The 16434-nt window shown below is 71.8% G+C and carries 17 protein-coding genes; 8 read left to right on the top strand and 9 right to left on the bottom strand.

Features of this window, described 5'->3' with window-relative positions; genetic code table 11:
* Nucleotides 1–125 precede the first annotated feature (125 nt).
* On the bottom strand, nt 126–1088 hold the full coding sequence (locus AB0I76_RS02170; protein WP_357028632.1) for a zinc metalloprotease: 963 nt from the start codon (nt 1086–1088) through the stop codon (nt 126–128).
* A gap of 309 nt (nt 1089–1397) precedes the next feature.
* Nucleotides 1398–2138 (bottom strand): TIGR03089 family protein, encoded by a 741-nt coding sequence (locus tag AB0I76_RS02165; protein ID WP_357028629.1) that lies wholly within the window; start codon nt 2136–2138, stop codon nt 1398–1400.
* A 220-nt stretch (nt 2139–2358) separates the two neighbouring features.
* Between AB0I76_RS02165 and AB0I76_RS02160 the strand changes: the two genes are divergently transcribed.
* Nucleotides 2359–3519, top strand: coding sequence for a hypothetical protein (locus AB0I76_RS02160; protein WP_357028626.1), 1161 nt, complete (start codon nt 2359–2361; stop codon nt 3517–3519).
* Between the two features lie 41 nt (nt 3520–3560).
* On the opposite strand, the gene ligD (AB0I76_RS02155) is transcribed toward AB0I76_RS02160, so the two are convergent.
* Nucleotides 3561–4472, bottom strand: a complete 912-nt coding sequence (gene ligD / locus AB0I76_RS02155; RefSeq protein WP_357028623.1) for a non-homologous end-joining DNA ligase — start codon at nt 4470–4472, stop codon at nt 3561–3563.
* Nucleotides 4462–5403, bottom strand: coding sequence for a non-homologous end-joining DNA ligase (gene ligD / locus AB0I76_RS02150; RefSeq protein ID WP_357028620.1), 942 nt, complete (start codon nt 5401–5403; stop codon nt 4462–4464). The genes ligD (AB0I76_RS02155) and ligD (AB0I76_RS02150) overlap by 11 nt, the downstream gene beginning before the upstream one ends.
* Nucleotides 5404–5488: 85 nt before the next feature.
* Here ligD (AB0I76_RS02150) and AB0I76_RS02145 point away from each other — a divergent pair, with 85 nt between their 5' ends.
* Nucleotides 5489–6514: a Ku protein gene (locus tag AB0I76_RS02145; RefSeq protein ID WP_357028617.1), complete on the top strand. Its 1026-nt coding sequence runs from the start codon at nt 5489–5491 to the stop codon at nt 6512–6514.
* Between the two features lie 43 nt (nt 6515–6557).
* On the opposite strand, the gene AB0I76_RS02140 is transcribed toward AB0I76_RS02145, so the two are convergent.
* On the bottom strand, nt 6558–6950 hold the full coding sequence (locus tag AB0I76_RS02140) for a PPOX class F420-dependent oxidoreductase (protein ID WP_357028614.1): 393 nt from the start codon (nt 6948–6950) through the stop codon (nt 6558–6560).
* 116 nt (nt 6951–7066) lie between these two features.
* On the opposite strand from AB0I76_RS02140, the gene AB0I76_RS02135 reads away from it, so the two are divergent.
* The 5 genes from AB0I76_RS02135 to AB0I76_RS02115 all read left to right on the top strand — a co-directional run bounded on the left by AB0I76_RS02135 (nt 7067) and on the right by AB0I76_RS02115 (nt 11523).
* A complete protein-coding gene (locus AB0I76_RS02135) occupies nt 7067–7714 on the top strand; it encodes a DUF4241 domain-containing protein (RefSeq protein WP_357028611.1) in 648 nt (215 codons plus the stop codon).
* Between the two features lie 144 nt (nt 7715–7858).
* Nucleotides 7859–8527: an FKBP-type peptidyl-prolyl cis-trans isomerase gene (locus AB0I76_RS02130; protein WP_357028608.1), complete on the top strand. Its 669-nt coding sequence runs from the start codon at nt 7859–7861 to the stop codon at nt 8525–8527.
* 185 nt (nt 8528–8712) lie between these two features.
* On the top strand, nt 8713–9537 hold the full coding sequence (locus tag AB0I76_RS02125) for a hypothetical protein (protein ID WP_357028641.1): 825 nt from the start codon (nt 8713–8715) through the stop codon (nt 9535–9537).
* Between the two features lie 32 nt (nt 9538–9569).
* Complete coding sequence (locus tag AB0I76_RS02120) at nt 9570–10223, top strand: HAD family phosphatase (RefSeq protein WP_357028605.1); 654 nt, start codon at nt 9570–9572, stop codon at nt 10221–10223.
* A gap of 283 nt (nt 10224–10506) precedes the next feature.
* Entirely contained in the window at nt 10507–11523 is a 1017-nt protein-coding gene (locus tag AB0I76_RS02115) for an NADPH:quinone reductase (protein WP_357028602.1), read from the top strand.
* Between the two features lie 13 nt (nt 11524–11536).
* On the opposite strand, the gene AB0I76_RS02110 is transcribed toward AB0I76_RS02115, so the two are convergent.
* Both AB0I76_RS02110 and AB0I76_RS02105 read right to left on the bottom strand, forming a co-directional pair.
* Complete coding sequence (locus AB0I76_RS02110) at nt 11537–11956, bottom strand: DUF1801 domain-containing protein (RefSeq protein ID WP_357028600.1); 420 nt, start codon at nt 11954–11956, stop codon at nt 11537–11539.
* Nucleotides 11957–12176: 220 nt separating this feature from the next.
* Nucleotides 12177–13811: a fatty acid--CoA ligase gene (locus AB0I76_RS02105; RefSeq protein ID WP_357028638.1), complete on the bottom strand. Its 1635-nt coding sequence runs from the start codon at nt 13809–13811 to the stop codon at nt 12177–12179.
* A 98-nt stretch (nt 13812–13909) separates the two neighbouring features.
* Between AB0I76_RS02105 and AB0I76_RS02100 the strand changes: the two genes are divergently transcribed.
* Nucleotides 13910–14401 (top strand): NUDIX domain-containing protein, encoded by a 492-nt coding sequence (locus AB0I76_RS02100; RefSeq protein ID WP_357028597.1) that lies wholly within the window; start codon nt 13910–13912, stop codon nt 14399–14401.
* Between the two features lie 364 nt (nt 14402–14765).
* On the opposite strand, the gene AB0I76_RS02095 is transcribed toward AB0I76_RS02100, so the two are convergent.
* On the bottom strand, nt 14766–15800 hold the full coding sequence (locus tag AB0I76_RS02095) for an MFS transporter (RefSeq protein WP_357028594.1): 1035 nt from the start codon (nt 15798–15800) through the stop codon (nt 14766–14768).
* Nucleotides 15797–16432 (bottom strand): MFS transporter, encoded by a 636-nt coding sequence (locus AB0I76_RS02090; protein WP_357028591.1) that lies wholly within the window; start codon nt 16430–16432, stop codon nt 15797–15799. Before AB0I76_RS02090 ends, AB0I76_RS02095 begins: the two co-directional genes overlap by 4 nt.
* Nucleotides 16433–16434: the final 2 nt, after the last annotated feature.

Raw genomic sequence — 16434 nt, 5'->3', positions numbered from 1 at the left:
CCGGGCCGCGTTTTAGCGCCCCCGCGGGGGTTTGACCCCCCGCGGGGGGCGGCCGCCCGGGGTCAACTATAACAAAATGTGGCGGCGCCCCACCCCCCCCCCCCCCCACCACTGCTGGTGCTACGTCAGCCGGCGCCACCGGCACGGAACGCCACCCAGGCGTCGCTCATCCGGTCCGCCTGGCCGGCGGTGAACATGTTCATGCAGGAGTCCTGCGTGTAGTCCATGAAGTTGTGGATCGGGTCGAGCCCGGGCGCGGTGCAGCTGTCCGCGCCGACCGGGCAGTTGAACTGCGGGTGCGCCTCGCGCGGGGTGTCCGCGACGAAGTCGCCGGAAGCGGAGCACCCGTGCGCGAAGGTGTGCTCCAGCATCAGCCAGTGCCCGACCTCGTGCGTCAGCGTGTCACCGAGGGCGTACTTGCCGGCGGTCCCGCCCGGCATCGACTCGTCCAGGATCACCACGCCGTCGATGTAGTCGCGGCCGTTGTTGTAGCCCTTCGGGAAGTACGCCCAGCCGAGGAGCCCGCCGCCAATGTTGGCCGCGTAGATGTTCAGGGTCTGGGAGTCACCGGTGTACAGCGCCTTCTTCATGTCCCGCTCGTTCTTGCCGGGCACGACGGTGTACCAGTCGCTGTTCACCACATAGTTCGTGTCCACCAGGTCGAACCGGAACGGCGTGTCGGCGGCATCCGGGGCCGTGGTGCCGGCGAACGAGTCGTTGAGCACCTCCATCTGGTCCGCGATCATGGTGTTGAACCGGGTCGTCTCCGCCGCGGTGAGCGGGTGATCGGAGATCAGGTGGAAGACCGTCGGCACGGTGACGCTGCCGTTGGCCAGGCGCGGCGAGTCCTTGATGACGCCGTACGCGTTCGCCTCGTTCTTGGAGTAGAGCTCCGGCTCCTGCGCGGTGGCGCCCTCGGCGACCCGGGCCACGCTGTGCTCGTCGGCACCAGGCTCGCACGCCTCGACCCCCGGGGAGGCGGTCACGGGGGCTGCCGTGGCCACCGCTGCGGAGGTCCCACCGCCCGCCAGGAAGGTGGCGGCGGTAGCGGTGAGGACCGCGAGTCGGAAGGTAGGTCTCCTGTGCATCGATGCACCTTTCGAGAAGGGGGTGCGGATCCGACGCGGGGTTGTCATGTTGCGGGCAATGACGTCGTCGTCCAGGTATAAGACCACGTCATTGCCGTTCGGCAACAGACCCGCAGCGGCTGATTCGCTTGGCCGAGTCGTCGAGGTACGCATGACACCGACCGGCACGAAGCGGAGGGCATGCGTAACGGCGATGCCGAGGAGAGGGCTGGTCCACACCTCCCGGGCGCCGTCCGCGGCCAGCGACCGCAACGCGCTCGCCACCAGGGTCAACCGGTCTCGGTCTGCTGACGCCCCGGCAGTCGGGTGTCAGAGAACGCGGGTGACCTGTTCGGCGGCGATCACCGCGTCCCGGCGGGCTCGATCGAGATTGGTGCAGAGCACGACCGCCGCTCCGGCCGCCAGCGGCGCGAGCAGCCACTTCAGCGGCTGGTCGTGCTCGGCCGCGTCGACCAGCAGCCGGTCACCGGCACGCAGGTCGAGCTGCCCGGCGACCTCGGCGGCGAGGGCACCCCACTCGCCGTAGCTGGTGCCGTCCGGGCTGGCCGGGTCCGACGGGTGGATCGAGGCGTGGTCGGGTGGCGTGTCGGTGTGCCGGAGCACCTCGGCGGACCAGTCCAGCCAGCCGACGGGCCGGTCGGTCAGCGGCCCGTTCCCGACCAGGTAGCGGTGCGTCCCCTCGGGTACGTCCTCCAGCCAGTCGTCGAGGCGTTCCGGGGTCACGAACACCGCGTCGTACGGCAGGTCGCCGCCCGGCTCGAGGACCGGCAACCCGGCCGTGGCGCGCGGCCGGAACGACACCGCCAGGCCGACCGACCAGGCGCCGAGCAGAACCGCGGCGGTACGCCAGTGCGGTGGCAGCAGCACCGCCACCCGGCTGCCCGGGGCCAGGCCGCAGCCGTCCCGCAGCAGACCGGCACTGCGCGCCGCCCAGGTGCCGAGCTGCCGCGCGGTCAGGTCGACCCGCTCGCCGGTCGCGTCGTCGACGTACGTGAGCAGCGGCGCTTCGGTGCCGACGGGCCCGGCGGCAGCAAGGGTCAGACCGGTCATCGGCCCACCCTAACGGCCCCCGTCGGCCCGGAACATGATCGTCTGTACGTGAGCAGTCACCGGCCCGGCGCGTCGGACAGCTGACGCGCAGACGATCATGGGTAGCGGAAGGGCGGCGGCGCACCTCACGCCTTGACAGGCGCTGGGAGACTCGCGACGGGGCGGGCGTACGGCCCGTCGACCGACACCACGCCCGTGGTCCGGTGGGAGGTCTGCTGTCATGCGATCAGATGGACGAAGCGGGACGCCGCGGCTGCGCCGGGGCGGGACGGTGCTCGTGGCACTGCTGATCGGAGCGGGACTGATCGGGCCGGCACCCGCCTCGGCAGAGCCGCTTCCCACGACCTACCAGCCGGTGACCGCCACGGTCTGGGCCAACTCGCCCACCACCACCGCCGAGTACCGGCCCGGCGGCGGCTACACCGCCAACTCCACCGGCGGGGACGTCTTCGTCAGGCGGACCGGGACCGGGGCCTACACGGTGATCCTCGAAGGGGCGGCCACCACCGGCGGGGTCGCGCACGCCGTCGCGTACGGCGGTGGGCCGGTCCACTGCACCGTCACCGCCTGGTACCCGAGTTTCCTCGGCGGCGACGACCAGCTGATCCTGGTGCGCTGCTTCGCGGCGACCGGCACCCCGGTGGACAGCCGGTTCGTGGCCAGCTTCACCAGCGTGCGGCAGGTCAGTCGGGGTCGGCTGGCGTACTTCGTGACCGACCAGGCGGTGCCGACGGGGGTACGGACGATCCCCAGCTCCTACCGGTACGACTCCACCGGCGGAGTGATCAGCTACGAGCGGCTGAGCACCGGCCGCTACCGCTTTCACCTGAACCCGAACCCGGACACCGAGGTCGGGTACACCTTCCCGATGACGCATGTGACGGCGCTCGGCAGTACCGCCGTGCACTGCCAGACCGGCTGGCCTGACAGTCGGCAGGTGTGGTGCGTCAACGCGGCCGGCAACCCGGTCGACGCGCTCTTCACGGTGACCTACGGCTCCCGCGTCGACCTGCTCGGTCGCGCCACCGGCCCCCGGTTCGCCAGCGGCACCCTCTACTCCAACTGGATTTCCGACGGCCGGATCAGCGGCGACGGTTACAACTCGACCGTCGGTAGCTGGTCCACCGGCGCGTCCGGCCGGCATCTCGGCACCGGCCGCTACGAGATCACCTTCCAGGGCACGGCGACCGCCTTCGGCACCGCCCTCGCGAACGCCCACCTGGACAACCTGGAAGGCAGCCGGCCACGCGGCTGGTGCGTGGTGGCCGGCTGGGGAAGCGCTGGCCCCGACACCCGGGTTCTGGTCAACTGCTACGCGTACTTCGGTGTCCCGGCCAACCTGAACGCCCGGATCTCGTTCACCACCTGGCCGGCTGGCTGACCAGCGGCCCCGCCGGCGTCCAGTGACGCCGGTGGTGGTCGTCAGCCGGGCAGTTCGGGGCCGCCGTCGAGCAGGGGGGCCAGCAGGTCCCCCTGCTTCTCGACCCGCTTGAGCACCTCCGTCGCGGTGTACGGCTTCGTCGCCGGCCGCTTGCCCGCCGCTCCTGCCTCCACCTCGTCCCAGGTCAGCGGCGTCGACACCGACGGCACCGACTGCGCTCGCAGCGAGTACGGCGCCACCGTCGTCTTCGCCGCGTTGTTCTGGCTCCAGTCGATGAAGATCTTTCCCGGCCGCAGGTTCTTCGCCATCTTCGACACGATCAGCTTGGGATGCGCCTGCTCCAACTCCTGGGCGATGCGCTTGGCGTAGTCGGAAACGACATCGGACGACTGGGTGGCGCTTATCGGGCAGCAGAGCTGCATGCCCTTCTTCCCGGAGGTCTTCGGGTAGGACTCGACGCCGTCGAGAGCCAGCCGGTCCCGCATCAGCAGCGCGACCTGGCAGCACTGCTTCAGGGCGGCCGGCGCGCCCGGGTCCAGGTCGACGACCATCATGTCCGGGTGCTCGCCCACCTTCCACTGCGGCGTGTGCAGCTCCAGCGCGGCGAGGTTGGCCAACCAGACCAGGGTGGGCAGGTCGTCGGCGACCACGTAGTCGATGGTCTCCCGCCCCTTGGTGGAGCCGGGGGCGGGCAGTGTCTCGGTGCGTACCCAGTCGGGGGTTGCGGCCGGTGCGTTCTTCTCGAAGAACGAGCCGCCGGTGACGCCGTTCGGGAAGCGGATCCGGGTCAGCGCCCGGTCGGCCAGGTGCGGCAGCAGCACCGGGGCGATGCGGGTGTAGTAGTCGATGATCTCGCCCTTGGTGAACCCCGCCTCCGGGTAGAGCACCTTGTCCAGGTTGGACAACTCCAGCGTGCGCCCCTCGACGTCCACCCTGAACCGGTCAGCTGGCATCGTCGACCTCCTCTGCTGGCTTGTCCGGGCGCAGGCGCAGGATCCGGGGGAACCGCAGTCGCCCGTCCGGGGTGCGCTGGCCGTACTTCACCTCCACCACGACCCGGGGAGTTACCCACACCGCGCCACGGGCATCCTCGCGCGGCACGTCGTCCGCGAAGGGTGACGCGCCGGTGCGCAGCGGCTCCAGTTCGCGCAGCAGCTCCCGCTCGATCGCCGCGCCGATCCCGCCGCCGACCCGCCCCCGGTAGGTGAGCCGCCCGTCCGGCCGGGGCACCCCCACCAGCAACCCGCCGATCTTCCGGGCGCCCGGTCGCCAGCCGCCGACCACGAAGTCGCCGGTGACCTCAAGCTTGACCTTCACCCAGTCCGGGGAGCGCACACCCGGCCGGTAGACCGACTCGACCCGCTTGGCCATCACCCCCTCCAGGCCGTGCTCACCAGCCGCTTCGTAGGTGGCCGGGCCGTCCGGGAAGACCGGCGGCACCGCCCACCGGGCCGCGCCCAATCCCAGGCCGTCGAGCGCCGCACGCCGCTCGCGGTACGACCGGCCGGTGAGGTCCTCACCGCGCAACCGCAGCAGGTCGAAGATCATGTACGTGACCGGGACGGTGGCCGCCAGCCGGGCCGCCTTGGCGGTGTTCCGCACGTGCATCCGCTCGGCCAACGCCGTGAACGAGGGTTGACCGGTCTGGTTGAACAGCACCACCTCGCCGTCGAGCAGGGCGTCGTCGACCTGCTCGGCCAGCGGGATCAGCTCCGGGTACGCGACGGTGATCTCCACGCCGGAGCGCGCGTACAGGCGCGGGTGGCCGCCGGAGATGTCGGCGAGCGCGCGGACGCCGTCCCACTTGAACTCGTACGCCCAGCCGTCACCCGCCGGGAGCTGCCCGGTCATCGCGAGCATCGGCTTGAGCGGCGCGCCGGGCACGATCCGACTGTAGTAGCAGGCGGAACACCTCGCGCCCGGTTCGATCGGATGCGAGCATGGTCGATACCGGGGAAGGGAGAGCGGGATGCGGGCAATCTGGAAGGGAGCGGTCTCTTTCGGGCTGGTCTCGATCGCGGTGAAGCTGTACTCCGCGACCGAGGAGAAGGACATCCGTTTCCACCAGGTGCACCGCGACGACGGCGGCCGGATCCGCTACAAGCGCACCTGTCAGGTCTGCGGCGAAGAGGTCACCTACGACGACATCGCCAAGGGCTACGACATCGGCGGTGGCGAGATGGTGATCCTGACCGACGAGGACTTCGCCGACCTGCCGCTGACCACCTCGCACGCGATCGACGTGCTGGAATTCGTGCCGGCCGAGTCGGTCGACCCGATCCTCTACAACAAGGCGTACTTCCTGGAGCCCGAGGGCGCGGCCACGAAGCCGTACGTGCTGCTGCGGGACGCCCTGACCGACTCCGAGCGGGTGGCCATCGTCAAGGTGGCGCTGCGCCAGCGCGAGCAGCTCGCCACCCTCCGCGTCCGCGAGGGCGTGCTCCTGCTCAACACGATGCTCTGGCCCGACGAGATCCGGAAGCCGGACTTCGGCTTCCTGGACGAGGACCTCAAGGTCCGGCCGCCGGAGCTGGCGATGGCCAGCTCCCTGATCGACTCGATGGCCGGCGAGTTCCAGCCGGACGCCTTCACCGACGACTACCGGGCCGCGTTGCAGGAGGTCATCGACGCGAAGGTGGAGGGCCGCGAGGTCGTCCAGCCGGAGGAGGTCGAGGCGGCCCCGGCGGCGGCGGTGGACCTGATGGCGGCCCTGAAGGCGTCCGTGGAGCGGGCCCGGGCGGCCCGCGGCGAGGAGGCGCCGGAGCGCGCCGGTGGCGGCGGCGAACCGACGCCGATCTCGGCGGCCCGCTCGGCGCAGAAGAAGGCGGCGGAGAAGAAGGCCGCCAAGGCCCCGGCGAAGAAGGCCGCCGAGAAGAAGGCAGCGCCGAAGAAGACCGCCGCGAAGAAGGCGGCCCCGAAGAAGGCCGCCGAGGCGGAGAAGAAGCCCGCCGCCAAGAAGGCCGCCCCGAAGAAGGCCGCCCGCAAAACCGCGTGAGGTGCAAGGAAGGGCCCCCGCTCAAGGGGCCCTTCCTTGAACCTCAGCCGCGGCCGAGCTTCTGGCTGGGGCGGATGCGGACGATCACCCGCTCCTCGCCCGCCTGCCGGAACGGGTAGGTGTCCTGCCCCAGGTACTTCTTCGCCATCCGGTCGATGTGCGCGTCGGCACCCTCGTCGACCAGCTCGGCGGTGCCCTTCACCCAGAGGGTGCGGAAGTCGTTCTCCTTGTCCACCACGGACACCGCGACCTCCGGGTTGCGGCGGATGTTCTCGTACTTCACCCGGCCCTTGGCGGTGTTGAAGATGATGTGCTCGCCGTCGGTGTCCACCCACACCGGCGTGACGTGCGGCGAACCATCGGGCTCGACGGTCGCGACGTGGGCGAGCTGCGGTTCGGCCAGCAGGGCAAGGTCTTCATCGGTGAGGATCGCCATGCCTGCGAAGGTACCGCCGTCGGGTGAACTCCACCGGGATCTCCCGGGACCGCTCCCCGCACGGGCGTCGGGTCCGGGCGGGTACGCTCCGCCGGCCACCCGCCGAGAGGACCCCGATGCCGTACACCCCCGACCTGGACCGGCTGCTCACGCCCGGCGGACGCTGGACCGACGAGCACGGCTCGTACGTCATGGAGGTCCACCCGGTGGGTCCGGTCGTCCTGCCGTCCGGGCGGGTGATCGGTTGCGATCCCCTGGTCTGCCCGGAGTCGGAGCCGTTCACGGTCGCCGTGCCACCCGGCAGCTACCCTGCGCGGGTCTGGGTCGCCGCGGTGCTGCGGGAGGACGGCGCGGAGGTCGACCGCCGGGTCGCGGCCCTGGAGCTGGTGATCCGCGAGGCGCCGACCGTCGGCTGGGAGATGGCGGTGGCCGGCGACCAGGACGTGGCCGCGCTGGACGCCGACGACTTCTTCGGGTACGGCGTCGACAGCGGCACCGGCACGCTGGCCGACCCGGCGGCGATGGCGGTGCTGGAGACCTGGGACCACGACCGGGTGGAGGAGGTCTTCATCGCCGGCCTGCCGGCGGACGGGCCGGTGCCCGGTCTCGTGATCGCCGAGCCCGACGGGGCGGACGGGGCCAATGTGGTGACCGTGTCGTCGGGCTGGGGTGACGGCTGCTATGGCACCTGGATCGGACGGGACGCCGACGGCGGGGTCACCTCGTTCGTGACCGACTTCATGGTGGTGCCCGACCCGCGTTAAGAAGGGGCCCTTCCTCTACCGCAGGCGTTAACGGGGGGCCCTTCCTTACATGCACAGGAAGCGGTCGGCCGGGTACCGTGTGCGTCGGCTTTCCCCCCGGCACACGGATGCCGGCCACCACCTTTCGAACAGGGAGTCGACGCCGTGAGCGAGCGTACGCAGAACCGGTCCCAGAAGTCGGAGCGGCGCCTGGCCGCCCAGCTCGCCGCGCAGAAGGCGGCCGAGGCGAAGCGCCGCCGCCAGGCGTGGGCCGGTGGGCTGGCCGGTATCGCCGTGGTGGCCGTGCTGATCACCGTGTTCGTGATCGTCGGTCAGGGCAAGGACGACTCCACCGACCAGGCCGCGTCCACCCCGTCGGCCGGTGCCTCGGCCGGCGCGTCGGCCGCCACCTCGGCCTCGGCCGCCCCGGCGGGCGCGGGCGCGCCGCTGCCGGCGGGCGCCGACCCGGCGCTGAACACCCAGCCGAAGGTGGAGGCGGGCAAGGGTGAGCTGAGCAAGCTCGTCGTCACCCCGCTGATCAAGGGCACCGGCCCGGCGGTCAAGAAGGGCCAGACGATCACCACCAACTACGTGGGCGTGTTCTACGCCGACGGCAAGGAGTTCGACTCCTCGTGGAGCCGGGGCGAGCCGGCCAGCTTCCCGATCGGCGTCGGTCAGGTCATCCCCGGCTGGGACCAGGGCCTCGTCGGGGTCACCGTCGGCAGCCGCGTACAGCTCGACATCCCGGCCGAGCTGGCGTACGGCAACGACGCCTCCAGCGGTCGCCCGACCGGTCCCCTGCGCTTCGTCGTCGACGTCCTCGGCGCGCAGTAACCGGCGCGGAATCCCGATCGTCGCCTTGTGACGATGCAGTTGCCCACAGAGGGCTTTCGTCCCGTCACCCCACGGCAGTAGGTTCGGCGTCACCCCGGTCGGTTCGACCGCCCGGGGTGACGATCCGACCGGACGCGGAGGTGCACGTGACGGCGCTGGACGACCCGGGGCGGACCGCCCGGCTGATGTGGACGCATTTCGAGCCGGTGCACGCGGTCACCTACTTCCATCCCCGTGCCCGGTCCGCGTACGAGGCGGTCGGGTTGCGCGGCTACTGGCGTGGCTACTTCGCCGGCCGGGCCGCTCCGCTCGGCCCGACCGGGGCCGCACCGGTGGTCGCGGCGTTCTTCAGCTTCGCCCCGCACATGGTCGCCCGGGCGCTGCCGGCGGTGTGGAGACTCGCCACACCGGAGGAGGCGCTGCGGGCCCGGCTCACCGGTGCCGTGCAGGCGCTCGCGGAACTGACGTACGAGCTGCCCGAGACGCACCTGGTCGAGGCCGCCGACCTGCTGGAGACCGCGGCCGGTGAGCTGGAGCCAGCCGGGCGGGTGCTCGGCGCGGCCAACGCCGCACTGCCACGGGGCGAGTACCCGCTGGCCCGGCTCTGGCAGGCCGCGACGACCCTGCGGGAGCACCGGGGCGACGGGCACGTCGGAGCGCTGGTCGCCGCCGACCTCGACCCGGTGGAGATCCTCGCCTGGAAGGTGGCGCTGGGGACGTCCCCGCTGAACCTGCTCGGCCGGGGCTGGACCGAGGACCAGTGGGCCGCGGCGCGCGGCCGGCTGGCCGACCGCGGCTGGCTCACCGGCGACGGCGAGCCGACCGAGCACGGCAGGGCCGCGCACCAGGCCGTCGAGGACGCCACCGACGCCGCCGCCGCACGGCCCTGGCGCGTCCTCGGCCCGGACCGCACGGACCGCCTGCGTGAACTGCTGGAGCCGGTCGCCCGGGCGGCGCACACGGTCATCCCGGCGGACAGTCCGATCGGCCTGCCCGCGCTGCAGAGCTGACCGTCGCGCCCCCCGTCGGGCAGGATGGGCACGTGGCGGATGCGGTGATCTTCGACCTGGACGGCGTGATCGTGGACTCGGAGCCGGTCTGGGAGGAGGTCCGGCGCGCGTACGTGGCGGCGCACGGCGGCACCTGGCAGCCCGACACCCAGCGCCGGCTGATGGGCATGAGCACCGGCGAGTGGGCCGCCTACCTCAGCGGGGAGCTGGGCGTCGACCGGACCGCCGAGCAGGTCGCCGCCGAGGTGGTGGAGGAGATGACCCGGCGGTACGCGGCGCGCGTACCGCTCATCGACGGCGCGGACGACGTCGTGCGCCGCGTGGCCGGACGGTGGCCGCTGGGGTTGGCCAGTTCGTCGCCGACCCGGCTGATCGCGGCGGCGCTGCACGCGACGGACCTGACCGACGTCTTCGGCGCGACGCTGTCGACCGAGGAGACCGCGCGCGGCAAGCCGGCGCCGGACGTCTACCTCGCCGTCGCGGAACGGCTCGGCGTCGACCCGGCGCGCTGCGTCGCGGTGGAGGACTCCTCCAACGGGGTACGGTCGGCCGCCGCCGCCGGCATGACGGTGGTGGCGGTGCCGCACGGGTCGTACCCGCTGGACCCGGACGCCGTGCAGGCGTCGGCGGTGGTGCTCGACTCGATCGGCGACCTGACTCCGGAGACGGTGGAGCAGCTCGGCTGACGCCGGTCAGATCGACCGGCTCCGGCTCGACCGGGGCAGGTACGGCCGCTGGCGGCCGTCCGGCCCCGGCGCGTCCCCGGGTGGAACGTCGGGCTCCCCGGACGGCCGCTCGGTACTCGGGGGCTCGACGTCGCTCTCCAGCACCCTGTGTCGCATGACCCATCCCTCCCGCCGACTACCCCGTTGTACGGTTTCCGAGGCTTCCGGGATGAGCGGGGATCGGCCGGGTACCCAGCCGACGGCGCGCCGAGTCGCGCGTCGCGTCGCAGGTGAGGAGACGGGGTTGAAGGCGATCGTGTACGAGCGCACCGGCGACGCCTCGGTGCTGCAACTGGTGGATCGGCCGGTGCCCGAGCCGGGGCCCGGCGAGGTGCTGGTGCGGGTGGCCGTTTCGGGGGTGAACCCGACGGACTGGAAGGCACGGCGACAGTGGCCGCTGCCGGCCGGCTGGCAGACCCCCGGGCAGGACGGCGCCGGGGTGGTCGAGGCGGTCGGCGAGGGCGTCGACCGGGCCCTGATCGGTGAGCGCGTCTGGCTGTGGGAGGCCGCGTGGCAACGGCCGTGGGGCACCGCCGCCGAGTACACGGTGGTCCCGGTCCGCCAGGCGGTACGCCTCGGCGACGCCTCCTTCGACCTGGGCGCGGCCCTGGGCATCCCGTTCCTGACCGCGCACCGGTGCCTGACGGCCGGGGAGTACATGCCCGACAAGTTGCACGCCGGCGCGCTCAGCGACCACGTCGTGCTGGTGCAGGGCGGCGCGGGTGCGGTCGGCAACGCGGCGATCCAGCTCGCCCGCTGGGCGGACGCCTGCGTCGTCACCACGGTGAGCAGCGCGGAGAAGGCGCAGCTCGCCGCGGCGGCCGGAGCCTCCTTCGTCATCAACTACCGCGAACAGGACGTGGTCGAGGAGGTCCGCAAGATCGCCCCCGACGGGGTCCACACCATCGTCGAGGTGGCCGCCGCCCACAACGCCGCCGTGGACGCGCAGCTCGTCCGGCACGGCGGGGCGGTGTGCGTCTACGCCGACGACGGCGGGGCGGAGGTGACGCTGCCGATCCGGCCGCTGATGGTGCACAACGCCCGCTGGCAGTTCGTCCTCGTCTACACCGAGCCCAAGGCGGCGAAGGCCCACGCGGTCAACGACGTGGCGGCGGCGGCCGCGCAGGGAGGCATCCGGGTCGGCCAGGAGGCGGGGCTGCCGCTGCACCACTACTCCCTGGAGGCGACGGCGGCGGCGCACGAGGCGGTGGAGGGCGGCGTGGTCGGCAAGGTACTGATCAGCACCACCGACGAGCGGTGACGGTGCCCCCGGGTCAACCGGCCTGATCGGTGCGGGCCTGCCCCACCGAGGCTCGCACCAGCTCGGTCAGCACCGCGACGTCGACGTCGGCGAGGCGCTTGACGTACAGGCAGCCCTTGCCGACGGAGTGTCGGCCGAGCCGGGCGAGCAGCGCCTCCTTGTCGGGGAACTCCTCGGCCAGGTAGAGGGTGGTGGCCGTCTTCCGGGGCGAGAAGCCGACCAGGAACCAGTCCAGCTCGCGCCCGCTGGCATAGCGTAGGTGTCGCCGCCCGAAGCCGACGATCGCGTCGCCCCACATGGTCGCCGGCTCGCCGGTGACCTCTGTCAGGAGGTCACGGACGGCGTACGCGTCGGCGCGGCGGGCCTCGTCCGGCACGTCGGCCAGGAAGTCGTCGACGCTGGCGTCGGTCGGGGCGGTCTTGAGGGTGGCCATGCGGCCGATCGTATTCCGCACTTCCGACAGAACTGTCGTGAGCAGGGCGGATTTCCCCGTCGCCGGGACAGAGGCGAACAACTTTCGCAAGAATGACGGTGCGGGTCGCCCCGCAAAAAACGGGCGGCCCCGGCGCGGTGCGAACGCCGGGGCCGCCCTCTGGGGAGGGATGCTTCGAAGAGTGCCCCTACCCCCAACGGCGACGGGGTGCCGGAAAACGTTACGGCGCCGTCAGCTCCCGCACACTGAGCCCGCCGTCGGCGTACCGGGAGCGGACCACCTTCTTGTCGAACTTGCCGACGCTGGTCTTCGGGACCGCGTCGATGACGGCCCAGCGCTCCGGCAACTGCCACCGCGCCACCGACCCGGCCAGGAACTCGCGCAGCTCCTCGGCGCCGACCGACGCCCCCTCGCGGAGCACAACCGTGGCCAGTGGACGCTCGCCCCACTTCTGGTCCGGTACGCCCACCACACATGCCTCCACCACGTCCGGGTGGGCCATGAGGGCATTCTCCAGCTCCACCGAGGAGATCCACTCACCACCGGACTTGATGACGTCCTTCGCGCGGTCGGTGAGGGTGATGTAGCCGTCCGGCGAGAGGATGCCGACGTCACCCGTACGCAGCCAGCCGTCGCGGAACTTCTCCTCGTCCGGGACGTCGTCACCGACGTACCGCGCGGTCACCCACGGTCCCCGTACCTCCAGCTCGCCGACGGACGTCCCGTCGGCGGGCAGCGGCTCACCCAGCGGGCCGACGATCCGCGCCTCGACGCCGGCCGGCACCCGCCCCTGCGTGTAGCGGTAGCGCCAGGCCTCCTCGCCGGTCGCCCCGGCCGGCGGCCGGGCCACCGAGCCCAGCGGCGACGTCTCGGTCATCCCCCAGGCGTGGATCACCTCGATGCCGTGCCGCTCCGCGAAGGCGTGCATGAGCGCCGGCGGGCAGGCGGAGCCACCGACGATGACCTCCCGGAGCGAGGAGGTGTCCACGTCGTGGCTGTCCAGGTGGGACAGCAGGTCGTTCCAGATGGTCGGCACCGCGCCGGCCAGGGTGGGCCGCTCGGCGGCGATCATGTCGGCGATCGGGGCGGCCTGGAGGAAGCGGTCCGGCATGATCAGCGACGCGCCGGAGAGGAACGCCGCGTACGGCAGCCCCCACGACATGGCGTGGAACATCGGCACGATCGCCAGCTCCCGGTCGGTCGGCCCGAGGCCGAACCCCTCCGGCATGCAGATCTGGAGCGAGTGCAGGTAGATCGACCGGTGCGAGTAGGCCACGCCCTTCGGGTTGCCGGTGGTCCCGGAGGTGTAGCAGAGGGCGGCGGCGTCGCGCTCGTCCAGCTCCGGCCAGTCGTACGTCTCGGGCCGGTCGGCCAGCAGGGCGTCCCAGTGGTGTACGGCGATCCGGTCGCCGGCCGCCGCGACCAGCGGGGACGGGTCCCCGCCGCCGGTCACGACCACGTGCCGCACCGTGGTCATCTCGCCGATCACCCGGGCCAGCAGCGGGATGAGCGTCGAGTCGACCAGCACCACCCGGTCCTCGGCGTGGTTGGCGATGTAGGCGACCTGGTCCGGGAAGAGCCGGATGTTGAGGGTGTGCAGCACCGCTCCCATGCTGGGGACGGCGAAGTACGCCACCAGGTGCTCGTTGTTGTTCCACATGAACGTCGCCACCCGCTCGTCGCCGGTGACGCCGCACTCGTCCCGCAGCGCGTGGGCCAGCCGGGCCGCAGCGCGGCCGACCTCCGCGTACGTCATCCGGCGCGGCTCGGCGCCGGTCCAGGTGACGACCTCGGCCGCGCCGTGGACGGTGGCACCGTGGGTGAGGATGCGGGAGACCTGCAGAGGGGCGTCCATCATCGTGCTACGCATGAGTAACAAGCTAGTGTCGGCGGTCACAGGTTGGGAACCCCGGAACGCCGGTCCTCCCGGCGCGAGCCTCGTAAATTGTCCGGGTGAGCATCTCCTGGGCGGACTCGTACGTCGGGCAGTTGCGCGCCCTGGCCGGTGACCGGACGCTGATGTTCGTCGGCGCCCGCGCCGTGGTCCGCGACAACGCGGGGCGGGTGCTGCTGATCCGACGCTCGGACAACGGTCAGTGGGCGATGCCCGCGGGGGCGATGGAGTTGGGCGAGTCGATCGCCGACTGCGCCGTCCGCGAGGTCCGCGAGGAGACCGGGCTGCGCGCCCTGCGGGTGTGCGCCTTCGCCCTCTACACGGGGCCGGACCGCACCCACACCAACATGTACGGCCACACCTACCAGATCTTCACCGCGGCGTTCCGGGTCGAGGAGTGGGACGGTGATCTGACCCGGGTCACCGACGAGACGACCGACGCCGGCTTCTTCCCCCGCGAACGGCTTCCGACCCCCCTGTCGGCGAGCGTCCCGGAGACGCTCGCCGACCTCGACGTCTTCGAACAGACCAACCGCCTGATCCTGAAGTAGCCCGACGAGCACCCCCTCCTCGTCACGTTCTGTCACCCACGCTTGACCGTAGCCCTGATTACCCTCCGTGGTCACCGTCACCAGGGCCCACACTCAGTTGCCGCCGTGCGGCAACGTCGACACGGCCACAAGCAGCGGATATGCCACTCACTCAACGAGGCCGCACAAGCTGTCTCGCCCACTTTGCTCTGCACCCTGATATGCGCCAGTGACGATCCGTGCCTGGCGCGCAGAAGGGTGCAGAGCAAAGTGGGCAGGAGGGTTACCTACCGGCGGGGCCCTGGGTCACACGGAGTGACCGCTGGTCCTTGGCGTTGTCGCTCACCAGGGCACGACGGGCAGCGGGCGACGGACAGCCGGCGCGTCAGAGCAGCGTCTGGGACTTCGCCTCCATCTCGGCGGCCGCCTCCTCCTTCGACTCGCGGCTCAACGGCTTGCCGCCCGGGGCGGGAGCCTCGCCGCCGAGGCCGTCGGTGCCGCCGGTGGCGCCCTCCGGGCCCGCGCCACGCAGCTTCTCGTTCGGCAGGGCCAGGGTGACCAGGACCGCCACGATCGCGATCAGCCCGGTGGTCAGGAAGACCAGATGCAGCGACTCGACGAAGGCGACCTGGACCGCGGCACGCACCGGGGCGGGAAGCGCCAGGATGGCCGCCGGGTCGTTGATCGAGACGTCCGCGCCGCCGCCGGCCGCGACCGCCGCCCGCTGGTCCGGTGGGAGCTGTGCGACGGCGCCCGGCAGCCGGTCGGCCAGTTCGGCGGTGAGCCGCGAGGAGAGCAGGGCACCGAGGATCGCCACCCCGAACGAGCCGCCCAGCGACCGGAAGAACGTGGCCGACGAAGTGCCGGCACCGAGGTCACGCATGGACACCGCGTTCTGCACGGCGAGGATCAGCGACTGCATGCACAGGCCCAGGCCGACGCCGATGACCACCATGAAGCCGAAGGCCACCCAGAGCGAGGTGTCCACCTCCAGCCGGGTGAACAGCAGCATCCCGACCGTCAGCACCGCCGCGCCGACCACCGGGAACCACTTGTACCGGCCGATGCGGCTCATCGCCCGGCCGGTGAGCACCGAGGTGACGATGATGCCGGCCATCATCGGCAGCATGAGCAGACCACTGCGGGTCGGCGAGGCGCCCTTGACGATCTGCAGGTAGAGCGGGATGAAGATGATCGACCCGAACATCACCAGACCGAGCACGAAGCCGGCCGCGTTGGCCAGCGCGAAGGTCGCGCTGCGGAACAGCCGCAACGGCAGGATCGGCTCGGCGACCCGCGCCTCCTGGACCACGAAGAGCACCCCGAGCACCGCGCCGGCGACGAAGAGCCCGACGATCACGCCGGAGCTCCAGGCGTACTCGTTGCCACCCCAGCTCAGCGCGAGCAGCAGGCAGCTCACCCGGCCACCAGCAGCCCGGCGCCGAGCCAGTCGATCGCGTGGTCCCGGCGGGTGAACGGGATCAGCCGCAGCACCCGGGAACAGACCGCGAGCGCGAGGATCCCCAGCGGCAGGTTGATGTAGAAGATCCACCGCCAGTCGGTCTCCGCGAAATACCCGCCGACCAGCGGGCCGGCCACCGACGCGATCCCGAACACGGCACCGAAGAGGCCCTGGTAACGGCCGCGCTCCCGGGGTGACACCACGTCCGAGATGATGGTGAACGCCAGGGTCAGCAGGCCACCCGCGCCGAGCCCCTGGATCCCCCGCGTGACGATCAGCTGGGTCATGTCCTGCGACAGGCCGGCCAGCAGCGAGCCCAGCAGGAACGTGCCGATCGAGAAGAGGAACACCGGCCGCCGCCCGTACAGGTCGGCCATTTTCCCGTACAGCGGGGTCGAGGCGGTGGAGGCGAGCAGGTACGCGGTCACCACCCACGAGTAGTGGTTGATGCCGCCCAGCTCACCGACGATCGTCGGCAGGGCGGTGCCCACGATGGTCTGGTCGAGCGCGGCGAGCAGCATGCCGGTCATCAGGCCGAACATCAGCAGCCGGATCTGACGCCGGTGCAGCACCGGGGCTTCCGTGGTCATCC

The sequence above is a fragment of the Micromonospora sp. NPDC049799 genome (genome assembly GCF_040656655.1).
Lineage (GTDB): Bacteria > Actinomycetota > Actinomycetes > Mycobacteriales > Micromonosporaceae > Micromonospora.
The sequence above is the reverse complement of the archived record's forward strand: the minus strand, read 5'-3'. Positions and strand labels throughout refer to the sequence as shown.

Bases quoted from the DNA above. Each gene is read 5' to 3' on its own strand.
- AB0I76_RS02145 (WP_357028617.1), top strand. From the start codon at position 5,489: ATGCGGGCAATCTGGAAGGGAGCGGTCTCTTTCGGGCTGGTCTCGATC.
- AB0I76_RS02125 (WP_357028641.1), top strand. From the start codon at position 8,713: ATGTGGACGCATTTCGAGCCGGTGCACGCGGTCACCTACTTCCATCCC.
- AB0I76_RS02170 (WP_357028632.1), bottom strand. From the start codon at position 1,088: ATGCACAGGAGACCTACCTTCCGACTCGCGGTCCTCACCGCTACCGCC.
- AB0I76_RS02110 (WP_357028600.1), bottom strand. From the start codon at position 11,956: ATGGCCACCCTCAAGACCGCCCCGACCGACGCCAGCGTCGACGACTTC.
- AB0I76_RS02165 (WP_357028629.1), bottom strand. From the start codon at position 2,138: ATGACCGGTCTGACCCTTGCTGCCGCCGGGCCCGTCGGCACCGAAGCG.
- AB0I76_RS02140 (WP_357028614.1), bottom strand. From the start codon at position 6,950: ATGGCGATCCTCACCGATGAAGACCTTGCCCTGCTGGCCGAACCGCAG.
- AB0I76_RS02135 (WP_357028611.1), top strand. From the start codon at position 7,067: ATGCCGTACACCCCCGACCTGGACCGGCTGCTCACGCCCGGCGGACGC.
- AB0I76_RS02090 (WP_357028591.1), bottom strand. From the start codon at position 16,432: ATGACCACGGAAGCCCCGGTGCTGCACCGGCGTCAGATCCGGCTGCTG.
- AB0I76_RS02105 (WP_357028638.1), bottom strand. From the start codon at position 13,811: ATGGACGCCCCTCTGCAGGTCTCCCGCATCCTCACCCACGGTGCCACC.
- AB0I76_RS02160 (WP_357028626.1), top strand. From the start codon at position 2,359: ATGCGATCAGATGGACGAAGCGGGACGCCGCGGCTGCGCCGGGGCGGG.
- ligD (WP_357028623.1), bottom strand. From the start codon at position 4,472: ATGCCAGCTGACCGGTTCAGGGTGGACGTCGAGGGGCGCACGCTGGAG.